This window comes from Moorena sp. SIO1G6 (assembly GCF_010672795.1).
In the GTDB taxonomy this organism is placed as follows: domain Bacteria; phylum Cyanobacteriota; class Cyanobacteriia; order Cyanobacteriales; family Coleofasciculaceae; genus Moorena; species Moorena producens.
The window spans coordinates 140775-163563 of record NZ_JAAHFZ010000010.1; the positions used below are offsets into that span (position 1 = coordinate 140775).

17 protein-coding genes are annotated in these 22789 nt (G+C 42.6%); 9 read left to right on the forward strand and 8 right to left on the reverse strand.

The window, feature by feature from the left end:
• The first annotated feature begins 12 nt into the window (after positions 1–12).
• Positions 13–861: an ABC transporter permease gene (locus F6K63_RS12170; protein ID WP_008178470.1), complete on the forward strand. Its 849-nt coding sequence runs from the start codon at positions 13–15 to the stop codon at positions 859–861.
• Here the strand turns inward: F6K63_RS12170 and F6K63_RS12175 are convergent.
• Both F6K63_RS12175 and F6K63_RS12180 read right to left on the reverse strand, forming a co-directional pair.
• The gene (locus F6K63_RS12175) at positions 815–1003 is read right to left on the reverse strand and encodes a hypothetical protein (protein ID WP_131826969.1); all 189 of its coding nucleotides are present in this window, start codon (positions 1001–1003) and stop codon (positions 815–817) included. The two genes, F6K63_RS12170 and F6K63_RS12175, sit on opposite strands and share 47 nt — an antisense overlap.
• Positions 1004–1039: 36 nt before the next feature.
• Positions 1040–1981 carry a polysaccharide pyruvyl transferase family protein gene (locus F6K63_RS12180; protein WP_287312240.1) on the reverse strand — a complete coding sequence of 314 codons (942 nt, stop codon included), beginning with the start codon at positions 1979–1981 and terminating at the stop codon, positions 1040–1042.
• A 554-nt stretch (positions 1982–2535) separates the two neighbouring features.
• Between F6K63_RS12180 and F6K63_RS37205 the strand changes: the two genes are divergently transcribed.
• Positions 2536–2646 carry a pentapeptide repeat-containing protein gene (locus F6K63_RS37205; protein ID WP_353813011.1) on the forward strand — a complete coding sequence of 37 codons (111 nt, stop codon included), beginning with the start codon at positions 2536–2538 and terminating at the stop codon, positions 2644–2646.
• 102 nt (positions 2647–2748) lie between these two features.
• On the opposite strand, the gene F6K63_RS12185 is transcribed toward F6K63_RS37205, so the two are convergent.
• The gene (locus F6K63_RS12185) at positions 2749–2901 is read right to left on the reverse strand and encodes a hypothetical protein (protein WP_287312242.1); all 153 of its coding nucleotides are present in this window, start codon (positions 2899–2901) and stop codon (positions 2749–2751) included.
• A gap of 245 nt (positions 2902–3146) precedes the next feature.
• On the opposite strand from F6K63_RS12185, the gene F6K63_RS12190 reads away from it, so the two are divergent.
• Positions 3147–3314, forward strand: a complete 168-nt coding sequence (locus F6K63_RS12190) for a hypothetical protein (protein WP_287312244.1) — start codon at positions 3147–3149, stop codon at positions 3312–3314.
• Positions 3315–3495: 181 nt separating this feature from the next.
• Positions 3496–6108: a DEAD/DEAH box helicase gene (locus tag F6K63_RS12195; protein WP_287312246.1), complete on the forward strand. Its 2613-nt coding sequence runs from the start codon at positions 3496–3498 to the stop codon at positions 6106–6108.
• A 261-nt stretch (positions 6109–6369) separates the two neighbouring features.
• Here the strand turns inward: F6K63_RS12195 and F6K63_RS12200 are convergent, their stop codons facing one another.
• The gene (locus tag F6K63_RS12200; protein WP_287312248.1) at positions 6370–7572 is read right to left on the reverse strand and encodes an RNA-guided endonuclease InsQ/TnpB family protein; all 1203 of its coding nucleotides are present in this window, start codon (positions 7570–7572) and stop codon (positions 6370–6372) included.
• A gap of 76 nt (positions 7573–7648) precedes the next feature.
• Here F6K63_RS12200 and tnpA point away from each other — a divergent pair, with 76 nt between their 5' ends.
• A complete protein-coding gene (gene tnpA, locus F6K63_RS12205; RefSeq protein WP_287312250.1) occupies positions 7649–8047 on the forward strand; it encodes an IS200/IS605 family transposase in 399 nt (132 codons plus the stop codon).
• 336 nt (positions 8048–8383) lie between these two features.
• Here the strand turns inward: tnpA and F6K63_RS12210 are convergent, their stop codons facing one another.
• A complete protein-coding gene (locus F6K63_RS12210; RefSeq protein WP_287312252.1) occupies positions 8384–9445 on the reverse strand; it encodes a hypothetical protein in 1062 nt (353 codons plus the stop codon).
• 476 nt (positions 9446–9921) lie between these two features.
• Here F6K63_RS12210 and F6K63_RS12215 point away from each other — a divergent pair, with 476 nt between their 5' ends.
• The 3 genes from F6K63_RS12215 to F6K63_RS12225 all read left to right on the forward strand — a co-directional run bounded on the left by F6K63_RS12215 (position 9922) and on the right by F6K63_RS12225 (position 15336).
• Entirely contained in the window at positions 9922–11436 is a 1515-nt protein-coding gene (locus tag F6K63_RS12215) for a hypothetical protein (RefSeq protein WP_287312254.1), read from the forward strand.
• The gene (locus F6K63_RS12220) at positions 11429–12763 is read left to right on the forward strand and encodes a DUF1822 family protein (protein ID WP_008178479.1); all 1335 of its coding nucleotides are present in this window, start codon (positions 11429–11431) and stop codon (positions 12761–12763) included. The genes F6K63_RS12215 and F6K63_RS12220 overlap by 8 nt, the downstream gene beginning before the upstream one ends.
• A gap of 95 nt (positions 12764–12858) precedes the next feature.
• Positions 12859–15336 (forward strand): CHASE2 domain-containing protein, encoded by a 2478-nt coding sequence (locus tag F6K63_RS12225; protein WP_287312256.1) that lies wholly within the window; start codon positions 12859–12861, stop codon positions 15334–15336.
• A gap of 401 nt (positions 15337–15737) precedes the next feature.
• Here F6K63_RS12225 and F6K63_RS12230 read toward each other — a convergent pair whose 3' ends face one another.
• The gene (locus F6K63_RS12230) at positions 15738–15869 is read right to left on the reverse strand and encodes a hypothetical protein (protein WP_267871970.1); all 132 of its coding nucleotides are present in this window, start codon (positions 15867–15869) and stop codon (positions 15738–15740) included.
• Between the two features lie 188 nt (positions 15870–16057).
• Here F6K63_RS12230 and F6K63_RS12235 point away from each other — a divergent pair, with 188 nt between their 5' ends.
• Positions 16058–16630 carry a helix-turn-helix transcriptional regulator gene (locus F6K63_RS12235; RefSeq protein WP_287312258.1) on the forward strand — a complete coding sequence of 191 codons (573 nt, stop codon included), beginning with the start codon at positions 16058–16060 and terminating at the stop codon, positions 16628–16630.
• A gap of 251 nt (positions 16631–16881) precedes the next feature.
• Here F6K63_RS12235 and hpsE read toward each other — a convergent pair whose 3' ends face one another.
• Positions 16882–17829 carry a hormogonium polysaccharide biosynthesis glycosyltransferase HpsE gene (gene hpsE / locus F6K63_RS12240; RefSeq protein WP_008178484.1) on the reverse strand — a complete coding sequence of 316 codons (948 nt, stop codon included), beginning with the start codon at positions 17827–17829 and terminating at the stop codon, positions 16882–16884.
• Positions 17830–17985: 156 nt separating this feature from the next.
• A complete protein-coding gene (locus F6K63_RS12245) occupies positions 17986–21300 on the reverse strand; it encodes a choice-of-anchor I family protein (RefSeq protein ID WP_287312259.1) in 3315 nt (1104 codons plus the stop codon).
• Positions 21301–22789: the final 1489 nt, after the last annotated feature.

Genomic DNA, 22789 nt, shown 5'->3' on the forward strand with positions numbered 1-22789 from the left:
GACGAATAACTAATGACTAATGAACAACTATACCATCAGCAGGAGGAGCTTACCCTAGACATGGTAAACTCTCAACCAAAACTCCGGGTTTCTTGGCAAGGTATTTTCTCCCTGGTGATGTTCTTTTATATGTACCTACCCCTGCTGGTACTGACGTTTTATAGCTTCAATGACTCTAAATACAGCGCCCAGTGGCAGGGATTCACGTTTAAGTGGTACCTAAAACTATGGGAGGACGAGAGTGTAAAGACCGCACTATTCAATAGTCTCACGGTAGCGCTAGTGGCAGTAGGGATTTCTGCGGTATTGGGTACCATGATGGCAGTCGGTTTAGCCCGTTACCACTTTCCAGGGAAACGCTTGTATCGAGGGATATCCTACTTACCCCTGATTATCCCAGATATTGCGATCGCAGTGGCAACTCTCATCTTTTTGGCAGTTATGGCTATTCCTCTGAGTCTGTGGACTATCATAGCAGCTCATATAGTTTTCTGTTTGGCTTATATTGCCATTGTTGTTTCCTCCCGTATCACCCAGCTTGACCCTCACCTAGAAGAAGCAGCCCTCGATTTAGGAGCAACGCCTCTACAAGCTTTTATAAAAATCTTACTACCGGAATTGATGCCAGGGATTATTGCTGGTTGTTTATTGTCTTTTGTCCTAAGTATGGATGATTTTCTGATTTCTAGTTTTACCGCTGGGACTGGTGCAACTACCCTACCCATGGAAATCTTTAGCCGCATCCGCACTGGTGTTAAACCAGATATAAATGCTCTTAGTGTTTTGCTAATCCTGGTATCAGGTGCAGTTGCTTTTATCGCTGAATGGCTCCGTTATCGGAGTGTGGAAAATCGGCAATAATCGGGAATCGGGAATCGGAACCCACCCCTAACCCCTCCCAGGAGGGGAACGGGAATCGGGAATCGGAACCCACCCCTAACCCCTCCCAGGAGGGGAACGGGAATCGGGAATTTTTCACTGATAGAAGGTTACTTGATATCATTACATTCCTTAGTTCAGCAACCCCAAAATTGATAATTCATTCTTGATAAGTCATCCTTGATTTCAATTTATCTAATTTTTCTTCCAATTGAGTGGTAAGTTGCTCGATCCGATGGTCATTACTTAAGTAGGGAGATGTAGTTTGAGCGATTCTGAATAGTTGAGTAGCGATTAATTGTTGTTTTTCACCCCAAAGTGTCTTGACTGAACGCAACTGATCTTGTTTGAGCCAATTAAACCAAAAGTGAGCATAACGGATTGAGGAACGAATTCCCCGTGCTGTTCTAGGATATAAATCCCAAAGAGGCATGATATATTGGGGTTGGTATTTCAAACCAACGGATAAGCACCAATCCTGCCATTTAAATGCCAATATAGTTGGATTAGTGCAGATGGGAATCCAAGGAATTCGTAGGGCATCGGCTACAATGGCTCCATGCATAGCTTCTGTTAGTAAGATGTTGGTTTTGCTGATGGCAGATAATACTTGCTCGACAGGCAAACTAGGGTCAATATACTTAAAGCCGATTTGTTCACAAATTTGATGCCAGGCTTGACCGCCATATCTGGCAGATTTAGCATGGGGCATAACGGCAAATTGATGGATTTTTTGACTGGTTGGATGGAAGAGTCGTCTGACTAGCACTGCTCCATCGGTAACGGCTAATTGAGGGGAAATGTCTAAGGCTTTGGCTGAGAGGGGTCCTCTTACACAGTAAATTGTCCAGGAATCTTGGAGTTTTGGTAACTTTTCATAACCGACTCCGGTACTAAAAATGATGATTCGGCGAGCATTGGGTAAACGCTTGGGGAGTAAATTATTTAGGAGGGTACCGATTCCAACAAAGGCGGTGCTTTCATCGTCATCTAGTAAGTTAGGGATTAACTGTTGCCATAGCCAAGGGTTTAGGTCATCGCCGAAGTTATTGAGACCACCAGGGAATCGTTTCGGTGAGTATTGGTAGTAGAATAGTTTCATTATTGTTATCCCCTAATATGTCGTATTTTACTTCGGTAGAGCCACTAAAGATTTATGTTCCGGCCTTGACCAGCTGGTCAACAGTTAGTTTTAGTTCTGGGAAAGTTGGTGATTCAATAGATTCACAGCCTGTAAAGGTTTTGCCTTCTTTATATTCATTAAGTAGTCCCAGAGAAAAAAAGAGATGTTTGTAAAGGATTATTTTACACCTTGCAGGTTAACACACTCAACCTTATGTCCGTTGCGCTCTCCTATTGCCTCAATTCCTACAGTCACGTGGTAAGCTAATTCCGACTCCGATTCAAAAATCTGACCGACCAATTGATCACGATCCGCAATGCTCTCACTCCAATTCAATGGGGTTAATCAACGTTCTTTCTTAAGAAAAGTTGAAGTTTGCTTTGACACAAGTATCAAGTTCAGTAAATTTACTATGATTGTAGCTACAATACAAAAAATACTCCCATTTTTGGATTGATTAAGGGTGCTGTCTGCGGAAAGAAGTTTAGATTTAACTCCATACTGAGAGACTTGTGGATAGAGAAACGGATGCTATGAGTAAGGATTTATCAGAGCAGCGCTTCGAAGGCCAGGATTTAAGAGGAAAGAATTTTTTCAGAGGTGCAAACCTGCGAGGAGCAAACTTATCTCGGAAAAAACTCTAAAAAGTAGACTTTACCCATCGACGGACCCGTCTGTGCTTACTGTGAGTATACTGTCGGAGGCAGGGTAGATAGGATATCCAGCGGGTCAGATTAACTTCACCACTATGGATCTTGGCTACCACCATCCATAGACAGACCGTTAGATGGGCTTTGTGTGCCCAGGGACTGGCAAGACCGGTGCCAGGTATTCAGGGCATTGTAGAGGCGGGAGTTTTTTTCGAGTGCGTTCCTATGGTTTTGAGTGCCATCGCGCATCAAAGAACGCTGGCTCCCACTCAGCTTTTTTTAATCCCTCAAACATCCATCTGACAAACAGTTTGACAAAACAGTCACCGCCTTTTGTCAGTCAGGTAAATCATCTGAGGGGGTGACATGAGCCCTGAAAAGCCCACTATATAAGGCTTTGATGCCAATGAGCTATGGCTTGATACAGTGGGAAATTGACCCTCGATTCATTGTCTTGATGCAATAGCGAGTGGGGGAAACCACGGCAGTCGCTCATGGGGGAGACTCCCAAGACCGCGCTGCCTCCCCAAGACCGCGCTGCATCGCTTTCTGGAAGCTTAAACCCTTATAACTACGTGCAGTGTCAGCCCAAAACACCATGTATCTTTCAGGTGCGACCCGTGGCGAATTTAATTCGCCAACGGAAAGCGCACCTGAAGTAACTTATGGGCTAAAATGACTACCGAGTAAGGATTTCAGCTTGCATGTCACCCCCCCAGGTAAATCATAGATAGCAGTTTTCTCTTTGACACAGTATGCCTTAAGGAGATACAATCACAGACAAACAAATTGATGTATAAATAAGTTTGTCTATCTATAACTAGATAATAGCTGTATAAAAACATGGCACTCAAAAAAGTTAGTCATTCTCACACCTCTGCCGAAACCCCTGAAGCACTTTTCCGAGATATTAAAAATAAACAATCAAAAGGGTTGCTTTCTCACCAAGCTGACATACTCAGAAAATACTGCCAGCCAGAAAATCTCAATTTATCCGATATAGCCTTACAACTTCCAACAGGTAGTGGTAAGACAGTAGTGGGGCTTTTGATTGGAGAATGGCGGCGTTCCCATTTTAATGAAAAAGTAGTTTATCTTTGTCCGACTATTCAGCTTGTAAATCAGGTAGTAGAACAGTCATTAACTATTTTTGGGATAAAAGCAAATGCTTTTACAGGTGAACGGGCTAAATATGCTCCTGCTATCAAGGCTGAGTATACTAATGCTGAAACTATTGCTGTCACTACTTATAGTGGTTTATTCAATACAAATACTTTTTTCAACAATGCCGACATAATAATTCTTGATGATGCCCATGCTGCTGAAAATTACATAGCAAAATATTGGTCTCTTTCAATCGATAAACGCAAACATAGCACTCTTTTTAAAGCTTTAGTTTCTGCTATGCATGATATTGTGCCAGATGCACACTACTCCAGGTTGATTTCTACTTCTCCTGATTTGGGAGATATTCAATATGTCGAAAAAATACCTACTCCATTTCTGCATGAAATACTTGGAGAAATAACTGAAATACTGGATATACATATCAAGGATATAAGGGAGTTACAGTATTCTTGGTCTGTTTTAAGGGATCACTTATTTTCGTGCCATATATATAGCAGCTATAACTCTATATTAATTCGTCCTGTTTTACCGCCAACTCGCACTCATCAACCATTTTCTAATCCTAAACAACGCATATATATGTCTGCCACCTTAGGAGAAGGAGGAGAACTAGAAAGGCTGGCAGGTACAGAAGAAATAGTTCGTTTACCAGTTCCAGATGGATGGGATCAACAGGGAATTGGTCGTCGCTTTTTCTTTTTTCCAGAAAGGTCTCTTAATGAAGAAGATGCACTCAATCTTGCTATAGATATGACCAAAGAAACACCAAGAACTCTTATTATTGTCCCTAATAAGATTACTGCGGATCAACTTCAAACACAGATATCTACAACAACAGGTTACCAAATATTTAAGACTGGTGAACTTGAGAAATCAAAACAGCATTTTATATCTGAAGAAAAAGCGGTAGCTATAGTTGCCAACCGATATGATGGCATTGATTTAGGAGGTGATGAATGTCGTCTCTTAATAGTAAAAGGACTGCAAAAAGCAATAAATCTTCAAGAAAAGTTCTTGCTAACAAGAATGCCAGCAAGTATTTTATTTAATGACCGTGTGTTAACTAGAATCGTTCAGGCAGTTGGTCGGTGTACAAGATCAGATAATGACTATTCCGCAGTAGTAGTGCTAGGCTCGGAATTGAATGATTTTTTACTAGATCCGAAGAAAAGAAAATTTCTGCATCCAGAAATTCAAGCAGAGATAGAATATGGAAATCAGCAATCTAAGGATATTCAAGCATCAGAATTTATCGATAATTTACAAATTTTTCTCAAACATAAAGAAGAATGGAATGAAGCAGAGAAAGATATTATAGATTTGAGAGATAAATTAAAACAATCTCAACTCCCGGGCATAGAAAAATTACAGGCATCTGTTGCTCATGAAGTTAGATATCAAAACGCACTTTGGAGCGGTAATTTTAAACAGGCAGTTGAAGAATGTCGTTCTGTTTTAAGTTCGCTTAGTGAAGATGATGTTAAAGGATATAGAGCTTTTTGGTACTACCTTGCTGGAAGTGCAGCCTGGATAGCAGCACAACGTGGTTCTGCTTCTATGGAAGGATTAGCCCGTGATTTCTTTAGGCATGCTGCTTCCACTACTAATGGAGTTAGTTGGCTCTATCAACTCTCTAGCTTAAATTTAGAAGAAAATAACGAAAATCAAGCTGATAAATTGAGACTGACTTGTGTTATTGAAGGACTTGAATCACAATTTTTAAAAGACGGCAATGTCAACACTAAAAAGTTTGAGGCAAAAGTAAAAGCAATTCTTGATAATCTTCAGAGAGTGAAAGACACACCAGAAGACCCCAAAGCCTTTGAAAAGGGTCATGAAAAATTAGGGTGTTTATTAGGTTATAAAGCTGGAAATTCCAACGGAGATGCTGATCCAGATCCATGGTGGATTGCTCATGATGACTTTTGTATTGTATTTGAAGACCATTCAACTAATAATCCAGGAAATTCACTAGGAGCAAATAAAGTTAGGCAAGCAGCTTCACATCCTAACTGGGTTAAACAGAATATTTCAACACTTCGTAAAGAATCAGAAATCATCCCTGTTGTGATTACACCTTGTAAAAGTATTAGCAATGGTGCAAAGCCTCATACACAAGATTTGTGTTATTGGAATCAGCAGGATTTTCAAACCTGGGCTGAAAACGCAATTACTGTAGTACGTGAGCTAAAACGCAGTTTTCCAGGTGAAGCTAGCTTGGAATGGAGAAAACGTGCTATGCAAGCTTATCAAGATAATGCTCTTGATCCAGCGTCCTTAGCAAAAAAATTACGTAATCATAAATTAGCTGATCTCCCAATTAAGTAGTCCCAGGAAAAAAAAGAGATGTATGTAGAGGATTATTTCATGCCTCGCAGGTTGACATATTCAATCCTTTAGTCCATTTCGCTCTCGAAGAGCCTCAAGTCCTACAGTCACGTGGTACGCTAATTCCGACTCCGATTCAAACATCTGAGCGACCAATTGATCCCGATCCGCGATGCTCCCCATAAAATTATACCATTCCGGAGTTCAGAGTTTCCTCCATCCTCTGGGTACTGTTCTAAGAATTCTTGACACTCCCCATGCCTAGAAAGCAGGGGATTCTTGGTTCAACGAACTGTCTTGCTTGACCAGACCGGAATCAGGAAAAGTAGAGGACAGATCTCCCCAAGCGTTTTGGAAAGTTTCGGTGTGCCCCACCGTACTCAAGGCTCTATTAAGTATGTTTTTGGCAGCATTATGATCGCGGTCTAAGTTACAGCCACACTTGCAGATATGAGTCCTAGTAGACAAAGACTTTTTGACTGCCTCGCCACACTCGGAGCAGTTTTCGCTTGTGTAGGCTGGATTGACTGCAACTGTTATTTTGTTAAACCTTTGACCAAAATGCTCTAACCATTCCCGAAATTGACGCCAACCAGCATCATTAATAGACTTAGCAAGACAATGATTTTTAACTAAGTTTTTCACCTTCAAGTCTTCGTAGGCCACCAGATCGTTAGACCGGATTACGCAACGCGCCAGTCTCTTGGCGTGTTCTTTACGCTGCCTACTTATCTTAAGATGTGCTCTACCTAGTCTATTCCTAGCTTTTCGTCGATTGGCTGAGCCTTTCTTTTTTCGGGAAAGCCTGCGCTGACAGAACTTTACACGTTTTTCGCTTTTTATATAAAACCTGGGATTCGGTTCTGAGTATCCATTGGAATCAGTGTAAAACTCTTTTAGTCCTACATCTAATCCAACAGCATACCCGGTACTTCTTAGTTCTTCAGTCCTGTTTACCTTGACGCAAAACTGAACATAATACCCATCGGCTTTCTTTAGAATCCGAACCCTTTTTATAAGCTTCTGATCGAACCACCATAAGTCCCAAGTCCCCTTGAGCTTTATTTTGCCAATATCCTTCTTGTCGGTGAACTTGATAGACTTTTTGTCTGGCGATAATTTCCAACCAGATTGCTTGTATTCAACAGAACGGCAATGCTTCTTGAATTTTGGAAAACCTTTCTTGCCTGGAACCTTCTTCTTGCAGTTGTCGAAAAAACGTTTAATAGCTCGTTCTACGTTTTCGACAGAAGCCTGACAAGCATGACTATTAAGGTCTTTAACAAACTCAAACTCGTCTCTTAGTTGAGTGTTATAGCGATAGAGTTCTTTCTTTCCGATTCCCTTGTTATCTATCCAATAACGAAGTACTTTGTTTCTCACAAATTTGGAGGTGCGAATAGCTTCGTCTATAGCTTTTTGTTGGGATTTAGAAAGGACCGCCTTGAACTCCATTGCTAACACTCTATTACCTCCTTGAAGTTATTTGACGTGTAAAATTATATTATATACACAGTATCTAGCTAATGTCGAGGACGAAATGAAAAATAAATTCAAATACAATAAAAATATTGTCTACTCGTGCAAATACCACGTTGTGTGGTGCCCCAAGTACCGCAGACCGGTACTAATAGAAGAGGTGGAAGTAAAATTAAAAGAACTCCTCTACCAGATAGCGGAGGATATCCAAGTAAAAATTCTCGAATTAGAGGTAATGCCTGATCATGTTCACCTACTCTGTGAATGCGATCCTCAGTTTGGTATTCACAGAGTGCTTAAAAGGTTTAAAGGAGCAACTAGTAGGTACCTTAGAGAGCAGTTCCCTCACCTGAAAAGTAGGCTGCCTACCTTGTGGACTAATTCCTACTTTTTGTCCACGGTTGGAGGTGCTCCACTAGAGACAATCAAACGGTATGTTCAAAACCAGAAAGAGGTTTAGGGAATAAATTCCTGTTCGGGCTAACCCCATGGATAGAATCCAGGGGCTTGCGCCCTCAGGGTCTTCGGTCAAAGGTTAATAGTTTTGATACTGCTTGAACCATAGTTAGGACTGGTTAATAAGTACTATTGGGTTAGTATCTAGTTTAAGTATAGCGTTTTACAATGATAGGTCAAACTATTTGTTGTTAAAAAAGCGCTGCATCCCTACTCCCTGCTCCCTAATCGCTACTCCCTACTCCCTAAAAACCACCGGTGTAAGTACCTAACCGAATTGACAACTGCTATATAATAATGATACCAAACCCATTTCCAAAAATCCATTTACCATCGAATTTTATATTAGATTGTTGCTAGCTAATAAAACTCTTGTTAGTTTATCTTTAACTCGATTTCCATGAAAGCCAAGATAACCCTGTCCCAAGGTAACCTGTTGAGACCAATGAGATTGATTGCACCAACGATAATAGGCAGGTAAGGCAATAGTTTCTAAAAAATAACGCCACTTCTTTGTAGTACTTGAAGGGGTGATCGCTTTGGCACGAATTCGACCATTTTTAACCATAGCGCTACGTAAATTAGGCTCTTCTTTCAACCGCTTAAGGGCTGAAATTAACGCGCTAGGGGTAGCCACTTCCAGATAGTCTAGTGGGCTATAGCGTTCTACTTGATAAGCAGCTTCACATCCGAGAATAGCAGGAACCCCCGCTAGCCAAGCATTGTAGAGTTTGGTAGCTGGTTTGGTCAGGTAATTGCGGTGGAGGCAGCCTGTGTTGCCCTCAAAGCTACGCACAGCCACAATAGCATCAATCTGACTGTAGTCATGCCAGCGATTGTCTAGGTTGCTATAGTCATGCCAACGATTGCTATTGATTACTGGTTGCCAAGATAACCCTAGTGCTTGGAGTTGTTGTTGCCAGGAGGGATGCTTTAACTGTAGCGCGAGATTAAATTCATGACCAAAGAAGGCGATGGTTTTAAAGCGATCGCATCGTGCTGGATGGCGCTGAATTAACCCTGGCTGAGTCCAGTGGGGTAGGTAGTAACTATTGCGCAAATGCATTGTTTCCAGAGGATTTTGTACCACATGGAGTTGAGCATAGGGATAGGGTATTTGTTCAGCTTTAATACAAATCAGCAATAACTTTGGTCCTGGCTTGAGCTGGTTTTTGTGAGCTCGTAAGCAATTGCGGTGGCTCAGGACAATCCCTTCTCTGGGCAATTCTGCTACTAGTTCGCAAGGGAAACCATCGGCTTTCAGGCGTAGATAGGTTTGTAAAGTCCAGGCATAGATACCAATCCCAAAGCCTTTCCAGTTCTCATCGGCACTTTTGGGCATGGTGTCCGGCCAGAAACCCTGAGGAATGTAGAAGTAAATTGGTGGTAATTTATCGGTCATGTGAGGTACTTTTATTCTTGGTTTTAGGAAACAGGGAGTCGGGAGTCGGGAGCGGTGCGACCCGTGGCGAATTTAATTCGCCTACGGAAAGCGCACCGAGGGAGTCGGTAGCGGTGCGACCCGTGGCGAATTTAATTACGGGTCAAGGGCACCGAGGGAGTATAAAAAAAAATATTTTTGTGCCTCATTAGACTAGTAATCCTAGCAATAATGATTAGCCATTAGGGATTACCCTGACCCAAAAATCCAGGGACTATTTGATAAGTGATTAACGGAACTTGATCTCAACTTTGGCGTCAGCTATCAGCGTGTCGCGTATCAGCCCAAGGCCAATGGCTGACGGCTGACAGCTGACAGCTGAATGCTTACACTTTGTCTTTATCTTGTGGCCAAAAAAAGCGCAATTTTACCATATCATCTTTTGGAAAAAATTACCCGTTTGGGTACTGCGAACCTAAGGATCTGTATGAGACAATATGGCACAGCTAAGCAAAAGTGTAAGGATGGTGCCTCTATCGAGATATTGGGAAATTTTAAGACTTGATCCTGCTAGTGTTGGGTGTGGTTACAAAAAACTGTTACTACCGCTGGCATGGGAGTTTTTTCAACAGAAGTGTCTAGAATTAGATGCTCCAGAAACGCGAACGCATTTGTCGGTGGAGCAGCATCGGGACATTCAAACCTCCCTATACGCCTGGTTTCACCCTGAGGCGTCTGGGTCACCCATAAGTCGTGCTAGAGCAGGACTTTGTCTTCGTTGCTATGTCTCTTACCCAATCCTGAAAGCTTGCAAGAAACTCGCTAGTTTATATAGCGCTAGTCATCACTTCACCTATCGGGATTTGCTGCCATTTGTGCTTGATGATGATGGGAAAGTACTCATCATCTTAGATCAGGATGGTACAACTCAACTTATCCTGAATGGCGATAGGGAAACCAAAAAAACCGATTACCAATTTTTTACCGTTGAAGTATTACGAAAATATAATCTGAATTCCCCATCCAAGTCTAGGTTAGATGATTGGGTCTACTATCAAACCAAACAAAATCCCAAACTCAAAGACTTCTTATCGGAGCGAGGACTTTGTTTTCTCAGTGACTGGGCGCTGCTGAATCGAGCTAGACCGACACAATTTGAAAAACTATTGCCACGCGATCGCAATATCCTAGAAGCCTTTCATGGGGTCTACCGTAGGGACAGACGCCAACAGCCAACAAAAAAAGCTAGACGTTGTCCCGATCCCACCCAGGCTCAACTTGAAGAAATGAGCCACCTCTTGCAGGAAAAATCGGTAATTGTCAATTCTCTAGCACAGCTGAGCAATGAACTCAAACATCTGGCTAGACTGCTACGGCAATATAACATCTGGATTCGCAGCGGATTTCCGCCATCGGAACCCCTAGAGGTGTCGGATCCGGATACTGGAAGGAACCGAGAGTTACCAGACCGAAATTTTACCAACCCTTTAGATGCGATCGCACGACAAGAATTACAGCAATTCTGTGGTCAGCAACTCATAGCCTGTTTGGATTTGGGGATAGAGCAAGGGCTAACGGAGCACATTACCAAGCTACAGCACAGTCGAAGTTACGCCCGTTTTGCGTCAAAGGTTATACTAGGTCTTCAACTCATCTACTGTCACGGTAAATCTCAAGCCGAGATTGCCTCTATTTTAGGAATGACCAATCAGTCCCAAGTGAGCCGGGTGCTAAATCCAAAGGAGCTGCTCAATCGGGTGCGGTTTTGGACAATAGACAAACTTTTCCACATTATCTCCCATGCAGCACATCAGTTTAATCTAACAAATATGTCTAGGGATCCAGACTATTTTAAAAACCTAATGGAACACCTAGAAGCTTTCGTGGATGCTGAAGTCTTCCAAGAAGCAGCTGCAGAAATCATGACAGGGAAAAACCGTTCTACTAATAGCCTATATACCCAGCGACTATGCCGCTACCTTGAGAAAGCGATCCAGGAAAATCATGACTAGTTATTCTGTTAATTCCACCGACCTCAGGCTTGTGCAACCAGAATGTATTTGGTTAGAGTCCGAACAGTTTGAGCAAGCAGTACAAATGAGCAATCAAGTCATCTCAGAAGCACGCCAATGGCAAACCTATCTGAATGGACTAGGATTACTTAGTTTTACACAATGGTTAGAGGAAAAGTTATCTAATATCCTGATATCTCATAATTGTTGTTCTTTACGACAACCTAAATACGCTAATGTGATTGAAGCGGTATGTAATCTTATCGTAGGCGAATTTAAGATTTGTTTACTTACCAGTGAGAGTTTAATTGATGAAGTAGTAACTGTACCGATAGCCGCCATTGATTTACCAGAATTTGCTGCTCATTTCTATGTTGTAATTGAAGTGCAAGAAGAGCTAGAAACTGCTATTATTAGAGGCTTTATCCGTTACGACGAACTGGTTAATTATCGACAAGTTTGTAATTTACATCCTGAAGTTGATTGGAACTATAGTTTACCTCTATCATTGTTTGATCCTGAGCCAAATCACCTACTCTTTTATTTACGTTTCTTGGATTCCGCTGCCATTGAGCTACCAGTAACTTCCCCTAATTCACTCCCTAGGCTATCTCTGAATCAACCTGACTTGGAAACATTAGAAACATTATTAGATCGCCTACAATATCCTGAGCAAACTCTTTGGCAAACCTTAACTTGGGAGCAAGGGCTGACTATACTCCAAAGTCCTGAATTACTGGATTTGTTATATCAGTGGCAACTAACTTCCCACAGAACAAAGTCCCTTTCGATTCGGATTACAGAAGTATTTACTATCCTAACTCAAAAGGCTATCAATACCCAGGAATGGTTGGAGGGTAAATTAGACGAATTGGCTCAAGGTTTAGGATTGTTTATCCCTGAAACCATTACTGCGAATTCATCGGTATTTCGGTCAATTGATAAATTCGATAATGTGATTAATGAGCTTAGATATCAAGGAATGGACATTCCTCCCGAACCAGGTCGATCCTATCAGGACATTGATTTAGGTGAAATTGCTTTACGACTATGTGCCGTCACCTGGCCGATTGACTCTCCAATTCCTCCCCCAAAATGGTCATTGCTGCTAATTTTAGGAACCCAGCTTGGTACTCCTTTACCTGATGGATTCAAGCTACAAGTTAGCAATCTAAGGTCTATTATACATGAGCCTGTATCAGCGCTTGATGATCCATTTTTGTTTGCCCGTGTGGAAGGACGCTCAGATGAAAAATTTGTTGTAACTATTATCCCACCGGATAGTTCAGCACAGACCTTATCTCCTTATGCATTCGATCCTAGTTAAACAGCATTTTCAGTTATTGATTAAAAATGAAACAGGGAACATCGAATCTGTCAACAGGGAAATTTCATAAAAATATCCGAGGATTATTTTGGGTAATGACTACAGTTTTTGAAATTAAAATTTGGGATAAAAAAGATGATAATTCTTGTTTCTTTTTGCTGCTATGGGATGACAGAAGAAGGCAGCTATCTGCCAGCCTGAACTATTGCCAGGAAATACAAAGATGTTATCAACGGTGGCGACAGCGCTACACTAGGTTTTACGAATTTACGTCAGTGAAACCTATAGGAGATAGTGGCAGAATTAATCCTGGTTCAGGTGACCCATGTTATGATTTGATGGAGGCAGAAAGAGAGTTCCTCAATGCTTTCCAGCGTTGGTTAGGAGAAGGCGAGGTTCGTAAGATTCAACAGCGGATTCGAGACGAATTCACTCGTGTTGCTCACTTGATATCGGAAGACGGCAAGGGGATTGGTACTCACCCCAGTGTTGATATTTTCGTAGCTTGTGACTCTATAGAAATGGAACGGTTACCATGGGAAACTTGGGAACTTGCTCCTGAAGGCACACCCCTGGGGAGGGTTCGCATTTTCAGAAGCGCTATGGATAATCCGGATCCCATTGCTTGTACTAAGCCCCTGACAGCTTGCAGTGCGACCCCGCGCTTTTTCAAAGCGCTAGGGAACGCGCACCTTAGAAAAACCCGCATTCTAGCTATCTTCGGAGATGATCCCAGACTACCGTTGCAGGATGATTGGAAAGCTGTGCGATCGCTTAAGTCTATTGCTGAGGTCGAGCGAGTAACCTGGCAACCCCATGAAAACCATGTCGATATCAAAACCAAAATTGCTAATGCTATCTGTGATCAACGAGGCTGGGATGTGCTGTTCTTTGCTGGACATAGCGATGAAACCACAACCACAGGAGGAAGACTTGCGATCGCTCCGAATATATCCCTGTCGATTAGTGAACTCGAAGAAAAATTAACTCAAGCTAGAGAACATAGATTGCAGCTGGCCATTTTCAACTCCTGCAGTGGTCTGAGCATTGCCAACTCTCTGATTAAACTTGGGTTACAGGTAATAGTGATGCGGGAACCCATTCGCAATGATGTGGCTCAGAGTTTTCTCCAGCAGTTCTGTAAGCCCCTAGCTGACCATAGAGATGTTTACGATGCACTACTCGAAGCCTGTCAACATCTCCAATCCGTAGAGAAATTTGCCTATCCCTCTGCCTATCTGCTGCCCTCTTTATTTAATCCTCCCGGTTTGATTCCCTATCGCATTGAGCGGTTTGATTGGAAGAAAATGCTGCTGCAGTGGTTACCGACAAGACCAGAAGCGATCGCATTGGGAACAGTTTTACTGCTGAGCGTCATCCCAGCTATTCAAGTAGAATTATTGTTCGATATCCGAGCGTTAGTTCAAGCTGTCTATCGTAATTTGACGAATCAAGTACCAAAGCATACCTTAGCGCCTGTTTTGTTAGTTGCCATCGATCAGGAATCTCTAGATCAAGCTGATGAAGCAATAGAAAGCACACAAGGTAAGTTGATTGATTCCGAATACTTAGCCAAGTTGGTAAGACACCTATACGCCTTGAATGCTCAAGTAATCGGCATTTACTACAGTCGGCATATCTACCAACCTAGATACGAAAACCTTGATCAAGCCATTCGCTCTGCTGTGGAAAAGCAGAATACTTGGTTTGTGCTAGCAACAGATAAACAAGATAAAGTCGCTAGTCGCAAATGGAGTTTAGAAGGGTACATAGACTTTGAGCCTTGGACTATTGAACAGCCTCTAGATCCCACCTGTATAGACGAGTCATGTCCGTTTGCCTATCAGCTAGCAGTAGCTCATCTGCTCAATCACCAGTCATCTTCAGATAGTTTACCCCAGCCAACATTAAACAGTACAGTAGATTTTCAGTCCCAAGTCAGTGATTATCTAAAGCCAGGAAAGACTCACAATCAAGGGCTGATTCCTTTCAATCAATCTGCTCCTCCTTTTGGACTAGCTTCCATTATTGACTTTTCTATTCCTCCTAGACAAGTTTACAAATCTATTACAGCTAAGGAACTTCTCAATTTTCCTGTGCCTAATCCAGAACTCCAACACCATGTGATGCAGCAAGTTGTTATCATCACCCATGGTGACTACAATGACACCGAAGATGACTTTTACTTTCCGTCAGTTGCTGGCTATTGGTGCCATTACTATCAACCTGTTGAACAGGATCTAAAGCAGTGCCTCGAAGTATTAACTAGAGGAGAAGTATTTGCTTATATGGTTCACCATATAATCCGGCAGCATCGGGTAGTTTTTATTCCTGATCATTGGGTTATTTTTCTAGGGGCATTCCTAGGAAAATGGACTACTATTATCCTGGTCAAAAAAACATTACTACAGCGACATGAACAGGTATTAACCTTGGGAAGTATAACAGGAATATACGGATTATTTGTATTGCAGGTTTATATCTCAGCATTAGTATTGATTCCGTGGTTTTTACCGTCAATACTAGTTTGTTTTTACTATAGTTTCGCTATCCAAAAATATTATTTAAGGTAGGAGTGATTTTGAATAAGATATATTCCATGACTAAGCTAATATCAAAACTTACGAATACTAATACCCAAGTGCCAATGACTCAAACAGAAAAACATCCACGAAAAAGACAAAAAAGACCATGGTGGAAGAAGCCCTTAGATAATTCCATTTTTCAAAACATCGTTAACTCGACAGGGAATGAATTCGAACAGGAAGATAGCTTGACATTAAAGTTATTCATGATTTTAATTATCCTTATTAGTTTTTTTATACTCCCTTTTCTAACTCAGTTTCTAGATTTTCAATGAATAACACTAGTGCTGAGGTAAGCATTCAGCATTCAGCTATCAGCTATCAGCTATCAGCTATCAGCTATCAGCTATCAACTATCAGCTATCAGCTATCAGCTATCAGCTTATGGGTTAGGTCCGATGCGTCGAAGCCTGCCCCACAAGGCTGACCACTGACCGCTGACCACTGACCGCTGACCACTGACCGCTGACCACTGACCGCTGACCGCTGACTGCTGTTGGCGTAGCCTGCGCGTAGCGCATATGCTTACAACTCAACACTGACGCCCTCAAATGAACAAGTGATACCAGAACTGGATAGCTAACTGCATAAGCTCAAAGCCGCTACACCTATGGATTGTAGTAGGAACCTGTAGTAGGGACTTGTAGTAGGTACCTGTAGTAGGTACCTGCTCTGTTGCAGATTCGTAACGTTCACATAGGTCTAGAGGATGAATACTCAGGTAAGACAGTTTAACGGTGTTCTCTTACAAGGGGTAGTAGAAGGATTAATGGATGGTGTCTTGATTCTGAACGCTCAGGGAGAGTTAGTTCATAGCAATTGCTATGGTCGCTTTATTTGTGCTCAACTGGCAGTGGATAGGTCAAAATCTAACGTTGTTCCCAAAGAAATCAGGCGTGTTTGCCAAGCTGTGCTCGACAGCTGTGAGTTATATCCAAATCAGTCAATAATTATCGAGTCTGAAATTATTACTGAACCCTCAACATCTTTTCGGATTCGAGCCGTTAAGCTCACCTTAGACTCCTTTGAAAATCCCTGCATTTTAGTAACACTAGAAAATCACGATCAATATGCTGGGAGTTTTGCGATCGCAGAGGTGAATAAATATGACTTGACTCCTCGTGAGGCCGAAGTTTGGTTACTGCGTCGTGCTGATTACAGCTATCAGGAGATTGCTGATGAATTGCTCATTACTCTCAACACGGTTAAGAAGCACTTGAAAAATATTTATGCTAAAATTAAATTTTACCAATTTAAACAGGAATTTTTAGAAGCTAATTAAATTATTTAGTTATAGCAGCCTAGGGAGTCGGGAGTCGGGAGCGGTGCGACCCCGCACTTTTTTAAAGCTAAGCGTGAACGCGCATTCCCTGGGAGTCGGGGTCATAAAAATGTCTTTAACTATACCCAATTATCGAAAACTACTTCTTCGCTCTCCCCACACTAGCCACACTAACCCCTCTCCCCACACTCTCTTCCCTGTTCCCTATTCCCTTTTCCCTTTTCATACATGCCAGCATTTTGTCTTATTATTTATGACTGATTTCCAAAAATCCAATGATAAAATGGACTAAAGAAGCTATTCACAAAAAGTTCCAGTTCGCAAGCTGCTACTAAATCTGTCTTGAGGTGTTGGCGATATCTAATCAGGTGAAGGATAGTCTTGCCCAAATCATTGATTAGGTAAACTAGAATCATGAAAGGCTTTTGCCAATGTTGAAAGCGCAACATGCGAGTGGGATACCGACTTAAGCCCACACCTCGAAATAATTTCAATAAATAGTCTTTTTCCAAACGCCATTTGGGAATTTGATGCTCAATACACATTTGAGGGTTATGCCAAATTTCCCAACCGGCTTTTTGAATATAGGATAAGGTTTCTATATCTTCTCCTTTAGCAGATAGGGATGTCGCACACACCCCCTTGAGCCAAGGCTGTTCAGGAACATTATTTAACCAGGCTTGCTTACGAATCACTAACCCCGCACCCACAGGAAATACCCCTTGACGAGGCTGATAACAAAATGGCTCTTGACCTCGTTCTATGATAGCGATAAAACAAGCAATTCGGTTAAAGTTTTCCGGTGGTTTAACTTCATAGTCTCCATAAATTTGACTACCATAAGCACCAGCTTGGGGATGGGAATTACCAAAATTATAGGCAGCACTAACCCAATCAGGAGTAGGGAGATTATCATCATCTAAAAACCCGACATACTCACCTTTAGACTCCTGGATAGCACGGCGTCGAGCAAATGCTATCCCCTGTTTTGGTTCAAAGTAATATCGGATCGGATAAGCTTCTGGATGGGATTGATACTCCTGAACAATTTTGCTGGTATTATCAGTGCTGTTATTGTCAATAATTATAATTTCCCAAGCAAAATGGTCAGTTTTAATTTGAGACAGTAATCGTTTTAGAACCTTAGGTAGACGAGTTTCGCCGTTATAGGTACAGATAGCAACTGTGAAATCAATCATGGGTAGTCAACCATTAGAGTCCCTTTTGAATTAAGAATGTAGAATTAAGAATTAAGAATTAAGAATTCTGCATTCTGCATTCTACATTCTGCATTCTGACAGACAACCTACCCTACACCGAATCGCCTTGGGCGAACAACCTTCAACTGCTCTGCCTTAAGCAACCAATATAAAAGTCGTAGCAGCATTATCGATCAGGGTTTCAGCCTGCACCTGATTCAGGATTGCTAAGGTTTCATCACCGAAGCTAATCACAGCGTTGTTACTTTCTTGAGTAACCGATAACTGACCAAAGGTTAACCCATCTGCTAAACCGATGAAGTCTTCACTGACTTGGAAATCCCCAATCGTATCAGTTCCTTCACCAGCGGCCAAGATGAAGGTATCACTACCATCACCACCAGAGCCATTATCACCAAATAGGGTATCATTGCCAAGACCGCCTCGCAGTAGGTCATCCCCAGCATCACCCCAGATTTGGTCATCACCTTTCTGACCAAACAGGGAATCATTACCGGCTTTTCCACCAATGCGATCGCTTCCAGCACCCCCGTAAATTACATCATCCCCTCCAAGGGTATTGTCAGAGGAACGGCTGTTGAAGTCACCTCGTAATACATCATCTCCATTCCCCCCAAAGATAGTATCATTACCTAAAGCACCAGCAACTGTATCATTGCCAGCTCGGGCAATGATTGTCTCATCAGCTTCGGTGCCAACTAGTTCATCATCTAATGGGGTTCCCGGACCGGGGTTGACTGAAAAGATAGTAATGGTTTCACTGTCTTCTTGAGCCACTATCAGCAGGGGTTCACCATTGGGGCTGTCTTCCACAGGAATAAATGTTAGCCCCTCAGGCTCACGGTCTACTGGCTCATCTGGATTGCCACCATTATCATTGGGCAGATATTGGACAAATTCAGGAGCCGTGGGATTAGTGACATCGTAGACAATCACCCCGCCTATTCGTTCGAGGCCGATAAACGTGTAAGTGCGATCATTAATGACCCCGGTGACAATTCCTTCCGGTTCTGGTCCTTGATTGTCACTGCGATCGTCAAAGGTATCAGGAGTGCCGCTAGAATTAAATAGTTCAGGAACTTGCTGAGCTGTAATTCGTTCAAAATCATCACCACTATCAAACACTAGGTTGCCAAACTGATCCCAAATTGAGAAAGAGCGCCCACCGTAGGAGAATAGCTGGTCAAAATCACCATCATTATCCAAATCCCCATCAATGGTAGATATTCTCAAACGACCCAGTTGAGACTCTTGTTGCAAGGTTTCAGCATCGGGAAACGCATCTGGGTCGAGGGTCAAGTTTGCAATCCGTTCCTCTTCATCCCTGATATCCCCTTCATTGGCAGTGACGTAGTAGGTTTGACCGTTTGCCTCAAAAGATGCGATCGCATCTGGTTGGTATAGACCGAAAACCGGCCAATTTTGGATGTTGATGGCATCATCCTCATTACTAGCATCCAGGGCATTGTTCTCACCCAAGTCGATCAGACCTAAGACCACAGGAGTTGGATTGGGGTTCAGAGGAACCGAGCCATCCACCGGAATCTCCTGATCGAGTAATCCAAAGTCATTGTCATTGAGTACAGCCAGTTTGCCATCATCCAGTAGCGCTAGACCTTCTGGTTTATCACCAGCGAGATACCCAATCGAAGGCAGGTTTGTCACTTTTATCTTATTGACCGCCTGAATCCCAAGAGCATCTAGGTCATCCGCACTCAACTGCTCTAGAGTAGAGTCAGTGGCTAGTGTGGGGGCATCCGGAGCAAGCAAATTAGTGGCTTTTGTCAGGTCTATTTGGAAGATAAACTTCTTTGCTTTATCACCAACTGCGGAATCTCGCTCAATGACAAATAATTTTCCATCCTCAGCGTATACCGCATCACCAATCTTATCTACTCGTCCTCCACTACGTAAAGCAGGGTCTTCGAGCAAGTAAACATACTCAGCAACGGCATTACCTGTGGTAGTATCAATTCCGAGAATCCGAATCACATCCGAGCTATTAGACGTAGCACGGTCTGGATTCTGTAAAGGAGTTTGAATAAAGGCGTAGAGGATATTATCGTCTGGATCCAGAGCTACGGCCTCAAAGCCACGGTTACGGCGGCGATTGGCGTACTCCTCAGGTAAGGACTCAGTGCCAAAGGTTCCCGCTGCTGCACCAGCCAAGGCAGCTGTTCCTTGGGCAACAAAGCGGTCAATCAGAACACCATGGGCATCAAAGTGGTAGATAGCTGGACGGTACTCATCCACCATCCAGAAGGTGCCATCCGCAGCGATTACTACCCCTTCCAGGTCAGCACCAAACTCATCTAAGGGCAGCAAATTGCCAGATAAGTCTACTGGTTCTTCATCCACCCCTGCAATATTGGGTAGTCCTGTGATTGGTGTGGTGCTATCTTGACGGGTCAAGAAAATGGTTTCGGTAATGGTGATCTCGCCAGAGCTGGGATTTAACTCAAAGCGGATCACGCGAGCTTGGTAATCCGGTAAGGCAAAGGGTCGTTCTTTACTCCCATCCCCATCCACATCAGTGGGTTCACCATTGGGTCCCCGGTCAGGAACCGTTACAAACTTCAAGTTGCCAGTTGCTGCATCCGTCCCTTCGTAGAATAAGCCAGACAGTCCGCCCAGTTTAATCTCCTGACCCCCTTCGGTAGTACCAAGTACAGGCAAGTCATTGAACTCAAATAGCTCTAGGGTGGGCTGACCTTGGCTGTGGTCTTTCACACCCAGAGGCAGGATATCCACCACTGTAGCGGACTCCAGGTCTACCACCCCAAAGGCATTGTTTTCCTGGAGGTTGACAAAGGCTGTAGTACCATCGCTTGAGACAGCAATGAACTCTGGTTCCACATCCTCAGCAACAGTCTTGTCTGGGAAAATACGTACACCCTTTGCCCGGAATTCCGCTTCACGACCATTGAAGGCGCTGAAGTCTGCTGTAGCCACATTGTCTTGGGTTAGAGTTGCTATCCCACCGGACACATCAATAATACTGATCGATCCTTCAGGATCAATGCCATCATCCGCTTCTCCTTCATTAGCAACCAGTATTTTGGTGCCATCCGGGGTAAAGGTGAGCATATCGGGCAGAGGCCCCGCTTGCACTACCTTCAGGGCATTGGGGTCAGCCGGATTGTTCCGAAACGCAGCAATATCTACAATTGCTACCTTCCCCGGATCAGTAGAGGTGCTAGCTTCTAAGGCTAGCGCCAGTAAACCATTGCTATAGGCTACGCTATTTGCTCCGTCAATGTCAGGTATCAAAGAAGCAATATCAATTGGTGGTATTGCCTGAGTTGGATTGCTCGGATCACTGAGGTCTAGCACTTGCACCTCAGTTCCACCAGATACTACAAATAACTCTTGAGATATGGGGTCGTAGGCGGTAATTTCAGCGCCAATCTCACTAGAAAAGCTACCAATTTTCTCTAATATATCTGCCACAAATTTATCCTAGGTAGTAGACTGCGAGTACCTATATCAGCTATTAGCTATCAACTTATTGAAAGTTTTATAGCAATAATTATGTACTCATTACCCTGTTCCAAAGGAACCGCTTCGCGAATATTAAAATGCCTAATATTTTCTTGATTATCAAGAATTAAAATAATTTATTAGGACTTAATTATTAGGGTTTTGTTGCTCGATTAAATAGGTAGGTTAGTAGCGTTAGCGCTAAGGTTTTATAGTGTTGACTGTCCTTCAGGTTAATTGTTGAGAATCAACAGTTAAACCTCAGCCTATTACGTTAATTTCCTACCTACTTAGTTAGGGGTTGCGTCTGAACTCTACAGCTAGTGTTAATAATTAACCTTTAACCTTGAGATAGTGTGGCGATGGCTGAATAACGCAAACACTGATAGCATCAATATAACATCAATATAACATCAATATAATAGCAAGCTATCTGTGCTTTATTGAACGTTATTGAATAAGCTATTTGCTCAATCTGATCTGCATTCGCGAACGGAACATCCCATTGAGTCTGAACTAATTCAAAAAGAACAGCCAATGGAATTACCCACTCATACTAGGCTTATGACTAGCATGATGCTACCATGATGATAGCTATCACCTTGACTCCCTTCGGGTATGAGGATTTAACTTGATAATCCAGCCACATCAATACGGACTTTATTTATCTAGTTACCCATAACCTTGGTCTGGAGTTCAACGGAGTCTACCTAAGCTGATCTTCGATTCATTATCAAGTAGATTTTACCCTTTCCCTGATTTCATTGCAATCACTAGTTCAGCAACACCGACTTAAGGTTTTATTGAATTTTACTGTCTTGGATTTGATACTCTTCGATTAGCAAACTAAATCCAAATCATTGTAAGCATTCAGCCGTCAGCCGTGAGCTTTTAGCTCACGCTATTTGAGGTGCCGTCAGCTTTGTGGCACAGGCTTCTAACCTGTGACTTTCGTTACTATTAAACTAATGCTTACCTGTTTTATTCAAAAGCTGTTCGGTGTAGCGTTCCCATAGCCCATCAGCACATCAAGTAGCGTGCCCATAGCCCATAGCCCATCAGCTGATAGCTGATACGCGACACGCTGATAGCTTACAAATCATTTGTCTTTGATCTAAGCAACTGGGCTATAGATGCCCGCTGGCTAAGCACCGTCTTCAGAGATGACCAAAGGAATCTGGGTAGCTTTAACCTACCAGTAGATGCTATCGGTCAGACTAATTAAGCCATAGGTTACTTGACTTAATATATTTTTGGATTTACGTAAAACTATACTAGAAAAGAGTGTACTATAGTCAACTTTACATAATCTTACAGAATTTGCTCTTTTTGTTACATCAGCTTTACTTAAAATTTACACGAGTAGCTACAGGTTTGGGTTTGGATCCAAATTCGGGTGGGTGTAGGGTCTTACCCTCTTGTGCGAAGATCTTCACACTCACTTTTACGCTTCCTAAGC

Excerpts from the sequence above, each read along its gene's own strand:
- F6K63_RS12170 (WP_008178470.1), top strand. The coding sequence starts at position 13 with ATGACTAATGAACAACTATACCATCAGCAGGAGGAGCTTACCCTAGAC.
- F6K63_RS12175 (WP_131826969.1), bottom strand. The coding sequence starts at position 1,003 with ATGATATCAAGTAACCTTCTATCAGTGAAAAATTCCCGATTCCCGTTC.
- F6K63_RS12180 (WP_287312240.1), bottom strand. The coding sequence starts at position 1,981 with ATGAAACTATTCTACTACCAATACTCACCGAAACGATTCCCTGGTGGT.
- F6K63_RS37205 (WP_353813011.1), top strand. The coding sequence starts at position 2,536 with ATGAGTAAGGATTTATCAGAGCAGCGCTTCGAAGGCCAGGATTTAAGA.
- F6K63_RS12185 (WP_287312242.1), bottom strand. The coding sequence starts at position 2,901 with ATGCGCGATGGCACTCAAAACCATAGGAACGCACTCGAAAAAAACTCC.
- F6K63_RS12190 (WP_287312244.1), top strand. The coding sequence starts at position 3,147 with ATGGGGGAGACTCCCAAGACCGCGCTGCCTCCCCAAGACCGCGCTGCA.
- F6K63_RS12195 (WP_287312246.1), top strand. The coding sequence starts at position 3,496 with ATGGCACTCAAAAAAGTTAGTCATTCTCACACCTCTGCCGAAACCCCT.
- tnpA (WP_287312250.1), top strand. The coding sequence starts at position 7,649 with ATGAAAAATAAATTCAAATACAATAAAAATATTGTCTACTCGTGCAAA.
- F6K63_RS12210 (WP_287312252.1), bottom strand. The coding sequence starts at position 9,445 with ATGACCGATAAATTACCACCAATTTACTTCTACATTCCTCAGGGTTTC.
- F6K63_RS12215 (WP_287312254.1), top strand. The coding sequence starts at position 9,922 with ATGGCACAGCTAAGCAAAAGTGTAAGGATGGTGCCTCTATCGAGATAT.
- F6K63_RS12220 (WP_008178479.1), top strand. The coding sequence starts at position 11,429 with ATGACTAGTTATTCTGTTAATTCCACCGACCTCAGGCTTGTGCAACCA.
- F6K63_RS12225 (WP_287312256.1), top strand. The coding sequence starts at position 12,859 with ATGACTACAGTTTTTGAAATTAAAATTTGGGATAAAAAAGATGATAAT.
- F6K63_RS12230 (WP_267871970.1), bottom strand. The coding sequence starts at position 15,869 with ATGCGCTACGCGCAGGCTACGCCAACAGCAGTCAGCGGTCAGCGGTCA.
- F6K63_RS12235 (WP_287312258.1), top strand. The coding sequence starts at position 16,058 with ATGAATACTCAGGTAAGACAGTTTAACGGTGTTCTCTTACAAGGGGTA.
- hpsE (WP_008178484.1), bottom strand. The coding sequence starts at position 17,829 with ATGATTGATTTCACAGTTGCTATCTGTACCTATAACGGCGAAACTCGT.